This is a genomic window from Streptomyces sp. SID13666, from assembly GCF_010548325.1.
Taxonomy (GTDB): Bacteria; Actinomycetota; Actinomycetes; order Streptomycetales; family Streptomycetaceae; genus Actinacidiphila; species Actinacidiphila fildesensis.
The window spans coordinates 63,928-77,215 of sequence record NZ_JAAGLX010000039.1 but is presented as its reverse complement, the minus strand read 5'-3'; the positions used below and the strand labels follow the sequence as shown (position 1 = coordinate 77,215).

Here is a 13,288-nt window from a genome sequence, read left to right as displayed (position 1 = left end):
GGCCCGGGTGAGCAGCGCGGCGAGCGCGACGAGCAGCGGCCGGAACGCGGCGGCGGCCATCGCGCGCACGACGCGCTGCAGACCGGCCTCGCCGCGCCGCAGCCACCAGGAGGCGAGCAGGCCCACGGTGATGTGTGTCGCGAGCAGCAGCCACGGGCCGGTCGTCGGATCGGTGGCGGCGGGCGCCCCGGGGACGGCCGCCAGCGGGCTGCCGACCTGGCCGCCGTGACACAGCAGCGCCTCGTTCAGGGAGCGCCAGGAGCCGGTGACCGGTCCGCCGCCGGGGCCGTAGCAGGTGTGCTGACCTGCGGTGAACAGCGTGTCCACCGCCAGTTCCAGCGGCACCAGCAGCCCGGCGATGGGCCAGAAGCCGCGCTCCCGGCCGCCGAGCGCGTAGGCCAGCGCGAAGACGGCGCCGTAGGCCCCCGCCACCGTGACCAGCGGCAGGGGCGTGTGCGACATCAGTACGTGCGAGGTGGAGGAGAGAGTGACGCACAACGCCGCGAAGAGCGCGGCACGCAGCGCCCTCAGCGGTGGTCGTATGTCCTTCATGGCGGAGAGTGTGCCATGCCGATAAGTAGGTGGGACCTAAGGGACCCCAACCTGTGTGACTAAAGGCCCGGGATCCGGCCGTTGCGGAACAGGTCGACGAAGATCTGGTGGTCGGCGCGGGCCCGGGCGCCGTAGGAGTGGGCGAAGTCCACCAGCATCGCGGCGAAGCCCTCCTCGTCCCCTTCGATGGCCTCGTTGATGGCGTCCTCGGTGGAGAACGGCACCAGCGAGTGGCCGCTCTCGTCGTCCGCGGCGGCGTGCATCGCGGCGGTCGCCCGGCCGAGGTCGGCGACGACGGCCTCGATCTGCGCCGGGTCGTCGAGGTCCGACCAGTCGAGGTCCACCGCGTACGGGGAGACCTCGGCGACCAGCTGCCCGACGCCGTCCAGCTCGGTCCAGCCCAGCCACGGGTCGGCGTGCGCCTGCAGGGCGCGCTGGGAGATCACCGTGCGGTGGCCCTCGTGCCGGAAGTAGCCGCGCACCGCCGGATCGGTGATGTGCCGGGAGACCGCCGGGGTCTGCCCCTGCTTCATGTAGATCACGACGTCGTTCTCCAGCGCGTCGGTGGTGCCCTCCAGCAGCAGGTTGTACGAGGGCAGCCCGGCGCTTCCGATGCCGATGCCGCGGCGGCCGACGACGTCCTTGACGCGGTGGCTGTCCGGGCGGACCAGGCTGGCCTCGGGGAGGGTCTCCAGATACCCGCCGAAGGCGGCGAGCACCTTCTCGCGCGTCGCCTCGTCCAGCTCGATGGCGCCGCCGCCGGGCCGGAAGCGGCGGTCCCAGTCGCGGACCTCGGTCATGGAGTCGAGCAGTCCGAAGCGGGTCTGCGAGCGGGCGTGCCGCAGGGCGCCGAGCAGCGGGCCCTGCGCGCTGTCCAGGGTCAGCGGTGGCAGGCTCTCGTCCTTGGACAGCTCGCGGATGCGGGCGCGGTAGGCGGCGGCGTAGGTGCGCACCAGGGCGCTGATCGTGTCGTCGCCGAGCGCCTTGGTGTAGCCGATGAGGGCGACGGAGGCGGCGAAGCGCTTCAGGTCCCAGGTGAACGGGCCGACGTAGGCCTCGTCGAAGTCGTTGACGTTGAAGACCAGCCGGCCGTTGGCGTCCATGTAGGTGCCGAAGTTCTCGGCGTGCAGGTCGCCGTGGATCCACACCCGGCCGGTGCGCTGGTTCACATACGGCCCGCTGTCCTTGCCGTCCTCCAGATCGGAGTAGAACAGGCACGCCGTGCCCCGGTAGAACGCGAACGCGGACGCGGCCATCTTGCGGAACTTGACGCGGAACGCGGCCGGATCGGCGGCCAGCAGCTCGCCGAAAGCGGTGCCGAAGACGTCGAGGATCTTCGCACCGCGCTGCTCGTCGGTGGTGTGTGCGATGGGCATCGCTGCCGCCCCTCCAGGGCTCGTGCCGGAGATCTTTCAACGGGCGAGCCTACGCGGCGGGCCGACGGCCGGCGGGGGCGGGACGGCACACCGGGAGAGGCGGCAGTGGAGGGGAATTACCCGTCCGCAAATACCCGGGGCCGGATATCGCGATACGTGGCGCATACCGGCATCGAATATGCCGGGGACAGGGAATTCGATCGTGCGTTCCCTGAAGGGCGGGCCGCGGTGCCGATCGCGGAGCCGGCCGGAGAACCAGGAGGAGCGGTGGCACCCCAGGGCCCGGGGGTGCCACCGCTCCGGGCCGGTCGCGTGCGACCGGCCTGTGATCAGTTGTGACCGAACCTCTTCTGCTGGCGGCGGGAGACCTGCCCCGAGGTCGGAAGTACCTGCTCCTGGGCGGCGGTGCTCTTCGCCTGCTCCTGGGCCTCCGCAGCCTGGCTGCGTTCCTGCTCCTGGGCCTTGCGCTCGCGATTCTTGTTCTTACCCACGATCGTCCCTCCTATAGGGGATCTCGGACGTTGAACCGCTATCAGGCTTGCACGCGAGTACGAAGCGCGCATTTCGGGCAGGTGGTGGGGGAGGACCCCCTTAATTTCGGAAACCGCCACGCCGATGATCGAGTTCCGGCTTATAACGTCCCGATATTGGGGCAGACTCGGGGAAAATCCGTGCCGGGGGACGACCGGAAGAGGTGCAACATGGACCGCTGCGTTGTCCTGGTGGACGCCGGATATCTCCTGGGCGCCGCGGCGAGCCTTCTGGCCGGTGAACCTTCCCGGTCGCGAATCACCGTCGACCACGCCGCCGTGGTCGCCGGCCTCCGCGAACGCGCGGAGCTGGAGACCGGGCAGCCGCTGCTGCGGATCTACTGGTTCGACGGTGCCCCCGACCGGGTCCCGCAGCCGGAGCACCGGCGGCTGCGCGTCATGCCGCGCGTCACCGTCCGGCTGGGCGCGCTGACCCGGACCGACGGCCGCTGGGCGCAGAAGGGCGTCGACGCCGCCATGCACGCGGAGCTCTCCGAGCTCGCCCGCAACCGGGCCTGCTCCGACGTGGTGCTGGTGACCGGTGACGGCGATCTGCTGCCCGGCATGATGTCCGCGAAGGAACACGGCGTCGCCGTCCACCTGTGGGCCGTGCAGGCCGCCGACGGGGACTACAACCAGTCCGAGGACCTGGTGGCCGAGGCCGACGAGCGCCGGGTGCTGGACCGCGAGTGGATCACCCGGGCGATCCGGGCCCGTGAGGTCGCCGGCGTCTGCGCGCCGCCCACCCCGCGCCCCGAGATCCAGGCGATCCTGTCCGCGCCGCTGCCCGAGCCCTCGGGCTCCGCGGGTGCCGGCACCGGACACCCGGACGCCCACCCCGAGGCCCGCCCCGGCTCCCACCCGGCGAAGAACGGCTCGGCCCCGGCACCCGCCGGCACCGAGCACCCCGACGCGGCCGCCGCCGCTGCCGCCGCCGCCAAGGGGGTGCCCACCCCCAAGGACCTCGCGGGGCTCGGCCGCGTCCAGCAGGCACCGGTCCCGCACCCCGTCCCCAACGCCACGCTCCGGTGGTCATCCGACAAGACCTGGTCGGAACGCGGCCCCGGCAACGGCCCTGACGTACCCGACACCAGCGGCCTGCCGACGCTCGCCCTGCTCACCAGCGCGGAACAGCGCTGGGCGGACCGCGAGGCCGACATCACCGCCGTCAGCGGCGACCCCTTCGAGGTCGGCCAGGTCTTCGCCCGCCGCTGGATCGCCCGCCTCACCGACGCCGCCCACCTGCAGGCCCTGTCCACGCACTACCCGCGGGTGCCGCACCGCATCGACGGCGAGCTGCTGCGCTACGCCGCGCGCTTCGGACTGCTCGCGCACAAGGACGACCAGATCGACGAGCACGACCGGTACGCCATCCGGGCGGGCTTCTGGCGCGAGGTCGACGCCCGCACGGTCGCCGAACACGCCCCCGCGGGTGATTAGGGCGTAAACACGGGGTCGGGACCGGTGCGTGCCGGTCCGGCATTTGAGGGCAGAACCGGACCCGAGGCGCGGACCGGGCGCCGCGACGCGTACTCTCGATCCTCGTGAGTACGGGCACGGAGCAGGCGGCGCCCAGCACAGCCGCCACCGCCCGCGATGCGGTGATCGCCGTACGCGGGCTGGTCAAGACCTACCCGGCCGGACGTGGCCGGCGAGGCGCCGCGACCCCTGCTGTCCGCGCGAGCGACGGCATCGACCTCGACATCCGGCGCGGCGAGATCTTCGGTCTGCTCGGACCCAACGGCGCCGGGAAGTCCACCCTCGTCCGCCAGCTCACCGGGCTGCTGCGGCCGGACTCCGGCGCCATCGGCATGCTCGGGCACGACCTCGTACGCCACCCGGAACGCGCCTCCCGGCTGATCGGCTACCTCGGGCAGGAATCCACCGCCCTGGACGAGCTGACCGTCTCACTGGCCGCCGAGACCACCGGCCGGCTGCGCGGCCTGGACGCGCGCACCGCGCGGGCCGAGCGCGACGCCGTGCTGGCGGAACTGGGCCTCACCGAGCTGGCGGGACGGGCCATCAAGCGGCTCTCCGGCGGCCAGCGGCGGCTGGCGTGCTTCGCCGCGACGCTGGTGGGGGAGCGGCAGGTGCTGGTCCTGGACGAGCCGACCACCGGCATGGACCCGGTCGCCCGGCGGGCGGTGTGGGCCGCGGTCGACCGCCGCCGCGCCGAGCACGGGGCCACGGTCGTGCTGGTCACCCACAACGTCATCGAGGCCGAGACCGTGCTCGACCGGGTCGCGGTGATGGACAACGGGCGGGTCATCGCGTGTGACACCCCGGCCGGGCTCAAGGTGCTCGTCGCGGACGAGGTCAGGCTCGACCTCGTGTGGCGCGACGAGCCGCCACTGCACCTGCCCGAGGTGGCCGCGCTGCGCCCCGCCGCCCAGATCTCCGGCCGCCGCTGGACGCTCCGGCTTCCGCAGGCGCGGGCCCGGGCCGTGATCGCCGAGATCACCGGCGGCCAGGCCTTCGCCGCACTCGACGACTTCACGCTCGCCACCCCGAGCCTCGAAGACGTGTACCTGGCCCTCGGCGGCCGTCAGAAGGGACTGGTCAAGGCATGACGTCTGCCTGCGACGGGCTTCCGCACCGCCGTACGCCCCGGGGCGCCCGGTGAGCGCGGCCGCGCCCGTGGTCCCGGGCACGACCGGCGCCACGCCCGGCACCGTCCCGGCCGTCCGCGCGGACCCGGCCGCCGCGCCGCTCGCGCCGCGCGCCCGGCTGCTGCCCGCGCTGGGCGCCGTGTACCGGGCGCAGCTGTCGCGCGCCCGGGTGGCGCGGATCCCGCTGCTGTTCGTGGCGACGTTCCAATCGGTCGGCATCATGGTGATGCTGCGCGGGGTCGTCGACGGCGGCGACGCCGAGGCGGCGCGCGCGGTGGTCGCCGGGTCCAGCGTGCTGGTGGTGGCCTTCGTCGCGCTCAACCTGCTCGCCCAGTACTTCGGCCAGCTGCGCGCCTCCGGCGGCCTCGACCACTACGCGACGCTGCCGGTGCCGCCCGCGGCGGTGGTGCTGGGCGCGGCGGGTGCGTACGCCTCGTTCACGGTGCCCGGCACGATCGCCACGGCGGTCACCGGATGCGTGCTCTTCCAGCTGCCGCTGGTGAACCTGTGGGTGCTGGCGGCGGTCATCCCGCTCGCCGGGGCCGCGCTCGCCGGACTCGGCGCGGCGCTGGGGCTGCTGGCGCCCAAGCAGGAACTGGCCACGCTCTTCGGTCAGCTGGGCATGTCGGCGGCGCTGCTGCTGGGCGTGCTGCCGGCCGGGAACATGCCCGCGCCGATCGGTCTCGTCCGGGACCTGCTGCCGTCCACGTACGGCGTGGAGGCCTTCGCCCGGACCTTCGACCCGCATCCGGACTGGGTCATGGTGGGCGCGGATCTGTCGGTGTGCGCGGCCGTCGGCGTGGTGTCGCTGGCCGCCGCGACCTGGGCGTACCGCCGGGCCGCCTGCCGGTGAACCCGCCGGTGGACCCGTCGGCGAGCCCGCGGTGAAGCGGGCGAACACATGACCTGGCACGATGGGCGGGTGACCGCACCCCTGACGCCGCACGACCAGCCGCCGCCCCTGCCGAAGTACCCGGGCGCGGCGTTCTCCGGCGACGTATCGAAGGATGGACGTGCGGCCTTCACCGCCGAACTGCGGGAAGGCGCGCTGGTCGCCGTCGCGGTGGCGGTGACCGGGGTCGTGCTCGGGCTGCTGTGGCTGTGGCTCGCGCCCCTCATCCCGATGGTCTCCGACGGCAAGGCCATCTACCTCAGGGACAGCGAGGGCGAGGAAGCGGTCGGAGCGGACGGCACCTTCGTGCTGCTGGGACTCGCCATGGGCGCGGTGACGGCGGCCCTGGTCTTCTGGCGCCGGCGGCGCGGCGGCATCGGGGTCGTTCTCGGCCTGGCGGTCGGCGGGCTGCTCGGCTCGGTGCTCGCCTGGCGCCTCGGGGTCTGGCTGGGCCCGACGAGCGACCTGATCGCCCATGCCAAGGAGGTCGGCCCGAAGGTCGTCTTCGACGGCCCGCTGCGGCTGCGCGCCAAGGGCGCCCTCGTCGCCTGGCCGGCCGCGGCCATGCTCGTACACCTCTGTCTGACGTCCGCCTTCGGGCCGCGGGAACCGCAGCAGCCGCAGTCGTGGGACACGTCCTATCCGGCACCGCACCCGGCGCCCCACCCCGCTCCGGGCCAGGGACCGTTCGCGCCGCCGGCCGACCGGAACCCGGCCGACCGGAACCCGGCCGACCGGAACCCGCCCGTCCAGGGATCCGGCGAGCAGGATCCCTGGCAACGGGGTCCTGAGCACGGGAGCCCTGAACGCGGGGGCCCTGCGTTCTAGGGCCTGTCGTCTGGCCCTAGGCCGGGCGCCGCCTTGGGCCAGACGCCCTAGGCCGGGCGCCGGCCGTGGTTGGCGCGGCGCTTCCTGATCCGCCATTTCCGCATGCGGGTGCGTCGGGACATGGTGTCGGCTCCCCTCGTCGCGGGTGCTCCGTCCGGGACACCGTGCGCGCATCGGGCGCAATCGTCCAGAAGGACTGCGGGGTTCCGCTAAATCGGCTGGATCCGCGCGACCGGCGCGGTGATCGCGGTGGTGAGCCGGACCAGGTCCTGCGGGGCGAGTTCGACCTCCAGGCCGCGCTTGCCGGCCGAGACGAACACCGTGGTGTGGGTCAGGGCGGAGACGTCCACGACCGTGCGCAGCCGCTTGCGCTGGCCCAGCGGGGAGATGCCGCCCAGCACGTAACCCGTGGTGCGTTCGGCCGCCGCGGGGTCGGCCATCGCGGCGCGCTTGCCGCCGACCGCGGACGCGAGCGCCTTGAGGTCGAGCGAGCCGGCGACCGGGACCACGGCGACGGTCAGCGCCCCGTCGACATCGGCGACCAGTGTCTTGAACACCCGCTCGGGAGCCGTGCCCAGCGCCTCGGCGGCCTCGCCGCCGTACGAGGCGGCCGCCGGGTCGTGGGCATAGGCGTGGACGGTGAAGGCGGCGCCGTCCTGCTCCAGCGCGACGGTGGCGGGGGTGCCGCCGGTGGTCGCCTTGGACTTCCTGGCCATGACGTGCCGTCTCCGATCCATGGTCCTGTCGGTGGTCCCTGCCGGTTGCTCCGGTTGCTCCGGACGGCCCCGCGGTCAGTTGAGGCTGGCCGGCTGACGGGTCAGGTCGACGGCGGGCAGCGAGGGGAGCTTGCCGATGACGGCGGCCTCGCGGCGCAGCAGCGGCAGTTCGGCCGCCAGCCGGGCCGCGGTGTCCGGCGCCTCCAGCAGCAGCTGCTTGGCCGAGGTCTCGAAGATCGTCGCGGCGGCCACCAGATAGGACAGCACGGACGGGTCGTCGGGCAGTTCCTGCACCGCGACCAGGGTGCGGTCCTGCGCTCCGGCGAGCCGCTTCTGATAGGTACGGAAGGCCCTGGCGACACCGGCGGCCAGCGTGCCCGCGCCCTCGCCCGGCTCCTCCGGCAGCTCCTCCACCTCGGCGGTCAGATACGGACCTGACGCGTCGACCGACAGCAGCCGGAAGCGGGTGGTGCCGGTGGCGACCACTTCGAAGCCGCCGTCCTCGCGCTCCCCGATGGTGGCGGCCTCCGCGATGCACCCGACCTGGAACAGCGACTTGGCCGGATCGGGGCCGAGCCCGGCCCCGGCGGTGGTGTCCACCCCGTCCGGGCCGGTCGGTGCCACCTCGTTCCCGTCCTTGATGGCGACCACGGCGAAGCGGCGCGGGGCGTCCTCGGGCAGCGCGAGCAGATCGCCCACGAGCGCGCGGTACCGCTCCTCGAAGATGTGCAGGGGCAGAACGAGACCCGGGAAAAGAGCCGAGTTCAGCGGGAAGAGCGGAAGGCGAGCGGTCACAATCGGACAGCGTACGTGCTGCTCCGGTCGCCGGACGGGGTGCTTTCGCCGCGCAAGCTTCACCGGGTCGCTCCGTACCGTCCCCGTAACGACACGCCCGGGCCCCCGGTCAGCCCCTGCGCAGCAGCCGGGAGGCGCCCGCCGCGACGGTGGTGGCCAGGATCCAGCCCAGCAGGACGAGGACGGTGGCCGCCCACTGCGCGCCGCCGGACGGTTTCCACGCGCTGTCCTGGCCCAGGTCGATGACCGGCAGCAGCAGGTCCAGGGCGTACAGCGGGGCGCTCCAGTGCGGGGCCTCGTCCGGTTTCAGCGCCGGCGGCGCGTGAAGGCTGAAGAAGGTGGCGCCGATCGCCCACAGCACCGCCATCCACACGGCGGCCCGGCCCGGCCGGTACCCGTAGCCGACGGTCATGTCCTGGAGATACCCCCACAGCGTGCCGGCCAGCGGCAGCGCCTCACGGCGGCGCCGCTGCTTGGCGAGCAGCACCTCGCGCGCGTCGGAGTCCTCACCGCCGGCCCGCAGCGCCGCGGCGAGGTGCTCGTACGGCTCCGGGCTGTACTCGGGGGTGGCGGCGGCCAGCCAGGCGATGCGGTCGCGCAGCGGGAACGCCCCCGCCGGGCTGAGCGTGGTGTAGCTGAAGCCCGCCAGGTCCAGGCCGCCGGACTCCGGCCAGCTCTGCCGGGTGTCGGTGAGGTTGCCCACCCGGGCGCCGGCCAGTGAGACGGTGCCGGTCGGCGGCTGGCTGAGCGTGAAGCGCAGTTCCGGTGTCTGGATCCGCCGCAGCGACAGCTGCTGGGAGCCGGTGAGCCGGAACCGCGCCCGGGTGATGATCACCGCGTTGCCGAACCGGCCGTCGTCCAGCCGGACCGCGCCCTCGCAGCTGAAGTTGCGGGTCCGCACCCCGGCCGGCGGGGTGCCGCCGCTGTCCCCGCCGGTGGCCATCCAGCCGGCGCTCAGATAGAGGGTGTGCTCGACGGTGACCCGCGCGGCGTTCAGCGCATAACGGCCGTAGGGGTTGTGCAGCAGGCTGCCGCGCAGGCTCAGCCGCCCGCCGATGCGGGCGCTGCGCAGGCTGATCTCGCCGGTCACGTCCATCAGCTCGGCCTCGACGTCCTGGGCGACGCTGAGCCCGTCGGCGGCGATCGCCCGGCCGTGCCGGTCGCGGCCCACCGTGAGTTGGTTGAGCAGCAGATCGGTGCCGATGTGCGCGTCGGTGAGCCGTATGCCGCCCTCGATGGAGCACTGCGGCAGATGCAGATCACCGGTGGTGGTGAGGCGGGCCGCCTCCAGGCGGGGGATCGAGCAGTGCACCATGCGCAGCGTCGTGAACTGGCACTCGGGCAGCAGGATCTGCTGGTCGAAGTGGCAGTCGTGCATCTCCACGTACGGGGTGACCTGGCCGCCCGACAGATTCAGCTGGCCGCTGATCCGGGCCCCGGAGAGCTTGACGCACGCGACCCGGCCGGGCTCGGCGGGCGGCCCGTCCAGCAGGAGCGTGGCGATCACCTCGGCGCGTACCGTCCGCTCCGGGCCCCAGGCCCGGTCGGTGGCCGGGTCGTCCCGCTCGGGGATGCCGGTGCGCAGATCGTGCACCACACCCCGGCGGAAGGCGGTCCACAGATCCTTCTCCGGCTCGGTCCAGTCACCCGGCGCCCTGATCCCCGACGGCTCGGTCACCGCGTCCCCTCCCGGTTCCGTGTCGCACCGTGCGACACACGGAACCGTAGCCCGGCGTGATCACCGGCCGGGGACGTATCAGGGAGTGGAACCGGAGAACGGCTGAGAACAGCGTTCTCTACACTTGACAGGGTGATCTCCCGAATCGATCTGCGTGGTGCCGCCTTCCCGGAGGACGGCATCGACCGCGACCTGCTGCCCCGAGCCGAGTTCGACGTGGAAGCCGCCCTGGACCAGGTACGGCCCATCTGCGAGGACGTACGCCATCGTGGGACCGCGGCGCTGATCGACTACGCGCGGAAGTTCGACGGCGTCACCCTGGAGCGCGTCCGGGTGCCCGCGGTGGCACTGGCGACCGCCCTGGAGGAGCTGGACCCGAAGATCCGCGCCGCCCTGGAGGAGTCGATCCGGCGGGCCAGGATCGTGCACCACGAGCAGCGCCGCACCGACACGACGGTGCAGGTGGTGCCCGGTGGCACGGTCACCGAGCGCTGGGTGCCGGTCGAGCGCGTCGGGCTGTACGTGCCGGGCGGACTGGCCGCCTACGCGTCGTCCGTCGTCATGAACGTGGTCCCGGCCCAGGAGGCCGGCGTCGAGGGCATCGCCGTCTCGTCGCCCCCGCAGAAGGACTTCGGCGGCCTGCCCAACCCGACGATCCTCGCCGCCTGCGCGCTGCTCGGCGTGGACGAGGTCTACGCCGCCGGCGGCGCCCAGGCCATCGCGATGTTCGCGTACGGCACCGAGGAGTGCCGTCCGGTCAACCTCGTCACCGGTCCCGGCAACATCTACGTCGCGTCGGCCAAGCGGCTGCTCAAGGGCCGGATCGGTATCGACGCCGAGGCCGGTCCGACCGAGATCGCCGTCCTCGCCGACGCCACCGCCGACCCGGTGCACGTCGCCGCCGACCTGATCAGCCAGGCCGAGCACGACACCCTGGCGGCGGCCGTGCTGGTCACCACCTCGGTGGAGCTGGCCGAGCGGGTCGAGAAGGAGCTGGCGGCGCAGGTCGGTGTCACCAAGCACAGCGAGCGCATCCTGGCCGCGCTGGCCGGCCGGCAGTCGGCCGTGGTGCTGGTCGACACGATCGACCAGGGCCTCGCCGTCGTCGACGCCTACGGCGCGGAGCACCTGGAGATCCAGACCGCGGACGCCGCCGCCGTCGCCGCCCGGGTCCGCAACGCCGGCGCGATCTTCGTCGGCGCGTACGCCCCGGTCTCGCTCGGCGACTACTGCGCCGGCTCGAACCACGTTCTGCCCACCGGCGGCTGCGCCTGCCACTCCTCGGGCCTGTCCGTGCAGTCGTTCCTGCGCGGCATCCACGTCGTGGACTACAGCCGCGACGCGCTCGCCGAGGTCACCCACCACGTGGTGACGCTCGCCGACGCCGAGGACCTGCCCGCGCACGGCGCCGCGCTCCGGGCCCGCTTCGACTGGCAGGTGCCCCAGTGACCCGCACGGGCTCCGGCATCGGCATCGGCATCGACGATCTGCCCATCCGTGACGAGCTGCGCGGCCAGACCCCCTACGGCGCGCCGCAACTCGACGTCCCGGTGCGGCTGAACACCAACGAGAACCCGTACCCGCTGCCCGAGGCCCTCGTGCGGCGGATCGGCGAGCGGGTCACCGAGGCCGCCAGGGCGCTGAACCGCTACCCGGACCGGGACGCGGTGGAGCTGCGCACCGAGCTGGCCGCGTACCTCAGCCGCACCGCCGGCCACGGGGTCACCAAAGAGCAGGTGTGGGCGGCCAACGGTTCGAACGAGGTCATCCAGCAGTTGCTGCAGACCTTCGGCGGCCCCGGGCGAAGCGCGATCGGCTTCGAGCCCTCGTACTCGATGCACGCGCTGATCTCGCGCGGCACCGGCACCGGGTGGATCTCCGGGCCGCGCCGCGCGGACTTCACCATCGACGTGGACGCCGCCGTGGCGGAGATCGCCGCGCGCCGGCCGGACGTCGTCTTCATCTGCTCGCCGAACAACCCCACCGGCACGGCCGTCGAAGCCGACACCGTACTGGCGCTGTACGAGGCCGCGCAGGCCGCCCGGCCGTCGCTGGTCGTCGTCGACGAGGCGTACGTCGAGTTCTCGCACCGGCCGTCGCTGCTGTCGCTCATCGAGGGCCGGCCGAACCTGGTCGTCAGCCGCACCATGTCGAAGGCGTTCGGCGCGGCAGGGCTGCGGCTCGGCTACCTCGCCGCGGACCCGGCCGTCGTCGACGCCGTCCAGCTGGTGCGCCTGCCGTACCACCTGTCGGCCGTCACGCAGGCCACCGCGCTCGCGGCGCTGGAGCACACCGATACGCTGCTGGGGTACGTCGAGCAGCTCAAGGCCGAGCGGGACCGACTGGTCACCGAATTGCGCGCCCTGGGCTGCGAGGTCACGGACTCGGACGCGAACTTCGTGCAGTTCGGCCGCTTCGCGGACAGCCACGCCGCCTGGCAGGCGATCCTCGACCGCGGCGTGCTCGTCCGCGACAACGGTGTACCGGGATGGCTGCGGGTCACCGCGGGCACCCCGGAGGAGAACGACGCGTTCCTGGACGCGGTTCGCGCAATGCAGAAGGAGACCGTATGACCCGCGTGGGCCGTGTGGAACGCACCACCAAGGAAACGTCCGTCGTCGTCGAGATCGACCTGGACGGCAGGGGCGACGTCTCCGTATCCACCGGTGTCGGCTTCTACGACCACATGCTCGACCAGCTCGGCCGCCACGGACTCTTCGACCTGTCGGTCAAGACCGAGGGCGACCTGCACATCGACACCCACCACACCATCGAGGACACCGCCCTCGCGCTCGGCGCCGCCTTCCGGCAGGCGCTCGGCGACAAGGTCGGGATCTACCGCTTCGGCAACTGCACGGTGCCGCTGGACGAGTCGCTCGCCCAGGTCACCGTGGACCTGTCGGGCCGTCCCTACCTGGTGCACACCGAGCCCGAGAACATGGCTCCCATGATCGGCTCGTACGACACGACGATGACCCGGCACATCCTGGAGTCCTTCGTCGCGCAGGCGCAGATCGCGCTGCACGTCCACGTCCCGTACGGCCGCAACGCGCACCACATCGTGGAGTGCCAGTTCAAGGCCCTGGCCCGCGCCCTGCGGTACGCCTCCGAGCGTGACCCGCGCGCGGCCGGCATCCTCCCCTCGACCAAGGGCGCACTGTGAACACCGCATCGACCGTCTACATCGTCCTCGGGCTCTTCCTCGCCGGCGGCGTCTACTCCTTCTGGAAGCAGAAGCTTCCGACGGGCGTCATCGTCCTGCTCGGCATCGGCGCGCTCATGGCGTTCGGTGCCGGCCTGATGTCGCTGTAG

General features: G+C 73.0%; 14 protein-coding genes. 8 read left to right on the top strand and 6 right to left on the bottom strand.

Annotated features, from left to right (window positions below):
- The 3 genes from G3I60_RS34160 to G3I60_RS44760 all read right to left on the bottom strand — a co-directional run.
- Window positions 1-552, bottom strand: a 552-nt coding sequence (locus G3I60_RS34160; protein ID WP_164608120.1) for a hypothetical protein, incomplete at its 3' end; no start/stop codon positions are given.
- Between the two features lie 59 nt (window positions 553-611).
- Window positions 612-1,928, bottom strand: a complete 1,317-nt coding sequence (locus G3I60_RS34155; RefSeq protein ID WP_164296048.1) for a DUF2252 domain-containing protein — start codon at window positions 1,926-1,928, stop codon at window positions 612-614.
- A 329-nt stretch (window positions 1,929-2,257) separates the two neighbouring features.
- Entirely contained in the window at window positions 2,258-2,419 is a 162-nt protein-coding gene (locus tag G3I60_RS44760) for a hypothetical protein (protein WP_187144835.1), read from the bottom strand.
- A gap of 210 nt (window positions 2,420-2,629) precedes the next feature.
- Here G3I60_RS44760 and G3I60_RS34150 point away from each other — a divergent pair, with 210 nt between their 5' ends.
- The 4 genes from G3I60_RS34150 (at window position 2,630) to G3I60_RS34135 (ending at window position 6,787) form a co-directional block, all read left to right on the top strand.
- A complete protein-coding gene (locus tag G3I60_RS34150; protein WP_164296049.1) occupies window positions 2,630-3,898 on the top strand; it encodes an NYN domain-containing protein in 1,269 nt (422 codons plus the stop codon).
- A 161-nt stretch (window positions 3,899-4,059) separates the two neighbouring features.
- The gene (locus tag G3I60_RS34145; protein WP_138356963.1) at window positions 4,060-5,028 is read left to right on the top strand and encodes an ABC transporter ATP-binding protein; all 969 of its coding nucleotides are present in this window, start codon (window positions 4,060-4,062) and stop codon (window positions 5,026-5,028) included.
- Between the two features lie 157 nt (window positions 5,029-5,185).
- On the top strand, window positions 5,186-5,920 hold the full coding sequence (locus tag G3I60_RS34140) for an ABC transporter permease (RefSeq protein ID WP_232484834.1): 735 nt from the start codon (window positions 5,186-5,188) through the stop codon (window positions 5,918-5,920).
- Window positions 5,921-5,989: 69 nt separating this feature from the next.
- A complete protein-coding gene (locus tag G3I60_RS34135) occupies window positions 5,990-6,787 on the top strand; it encodes a hypothetical protein (RefSeq protein ID WP_343241465.1) in 798 nt (265 codons plus the stop codon).
- A gap of 209 nt (window positions 6,788-6,996) precedes the next feature.
- Here the strand turns inward: G3I60_RS34135 and ybaK are convergent, their stop codons facing one another.
- The 3 genes from ybaK to G3I60_RS34120 form a co-directional block, all read right to left on the bottom strand.
- Window positions 6,997-7,503: a Cys-tRNA(Pro) deacylase gene (gene ybaK / locus G3I60_RS34130; protein ID WP_138356937.1), complete on the bottom strand. Its 507-nt coding sequence runs from the start codon at window positions 7,501-7,503 to the stop codon at window positions 6,997-6,999.
- A 75-nt stretch (window positions 7,504-7,578) separates the two neighbouring features.
- Window positions 7,579-8,301, bottom strand: a complete 723-nt coding sequence (locus tag G3I60_RS34125; protein ID WP_138356962.1) for an LON peptidase substrate-binding domain-containing protein — start codon at window positions 8,299-8,301, stop codon at window positions 7,579-7,581.
- Window positions 8,302-8,407: 106 nt separating this feature from the next.
- The gene (locus G3I60_RS34120) at window positions 8,408-9,976 is read right to left on the bottom strand and encodes an oxidoreductase (protein WP_164296050.1); all 1,569 of its coding nucleotides are present in this window, start codon (window positions 9,974-9,976) and stop codon (window positions 8,408-8,410) included.
- 132 nt (window positions 9,977-10,108) lie between these two features.
- On the opposite strand from G3I60_RS34120, the gene hisD reads away from it, so the two are divergent.
- The 4 genes from hisD to G3I60_RS44755 are packed head-to-tail and all read left to right on the top strand — an operon-like array spanning window position 10,109 to window position 13,288.
- Window positions 10,109-11,425, top strand: coding sequence for a histidinol dehydrogenase (gene hisD, locus G3I60_RS34115; RefSeq protein WP_164608118.1), 1,317 nt, complete (start codon window positions 10,109-10,111; stop codon window positions 11,423-11,425).
- Window positions 11,422-12,549, top strand: coding sequence for a histidinol-phosphate transaminase (locus tag G3I60_RS34110; protein WP_343241466.1), 1,128 nt, complete (start codon window positions 11,422-11,424; stop codon window positions 12,547-12,549). Before hisD ends, G3I60_RS34110 begins: the two co-directional genes overlap by 4 nt.
- A complete protein-coding gene (hisB, locus tag G3I60_RS34105; RefSeq protein WP_138356934.1) occupies window positions 12,546-13,139 on the top strand; it encodes an imidazoleglycerol-phosphate dehydratase HisB in 594 nt (197 codons plus the stop codon). Before G3I60_RS34110 ends, hisB begins: the two co-directional genes overlap by 4 nt.
- Complete coding sequence (locus tag G3I60_RS44755) at window positions 13,136-13,288, top strand: hypothetical protein (protein WP_187144832.1); 153 nt, start codon at window positions 13,136-13,138, stop codon at window positions 13,286-13,288. The genes hisB and G3I60_RS44755 overlap by 4 nt, the downstream gene beginning before the upstream one ends.

What these genes read in the sequence shown, in the direction of transcription:
- G3I60_RS34150 (WP_164296049.1), top strand. Translation starts at nt 2,630, where the DNA reads ATGGACCGCTGCGTTGTCCTGGTGGACGCCGGATATCTCCTGGGCGCC.
- G3I60_RS34155 (WP_164296048.1), bottom strand. Translation starts at nt 1,928, where the DNA reads ATGCCCATCGCACACACCACCGACGAGCAGCGCGGTGCGAAGATCCTC.
- ybaK (WP_138356937.1), bottom strand. Translation starts at nt 7,503, where the DNA reads ATGGCCAGGAAGTCCAAGGCGACCACCGGCGGCACCCCCGCCACCGTC.
- hisB (WP_138356934.1), top strand. Translation starts at nt 12,546, where the DNA reads ATGACCCGCGTGGGCCGTGTGGAACGCACCACCAAGGAAACGTCCGTC.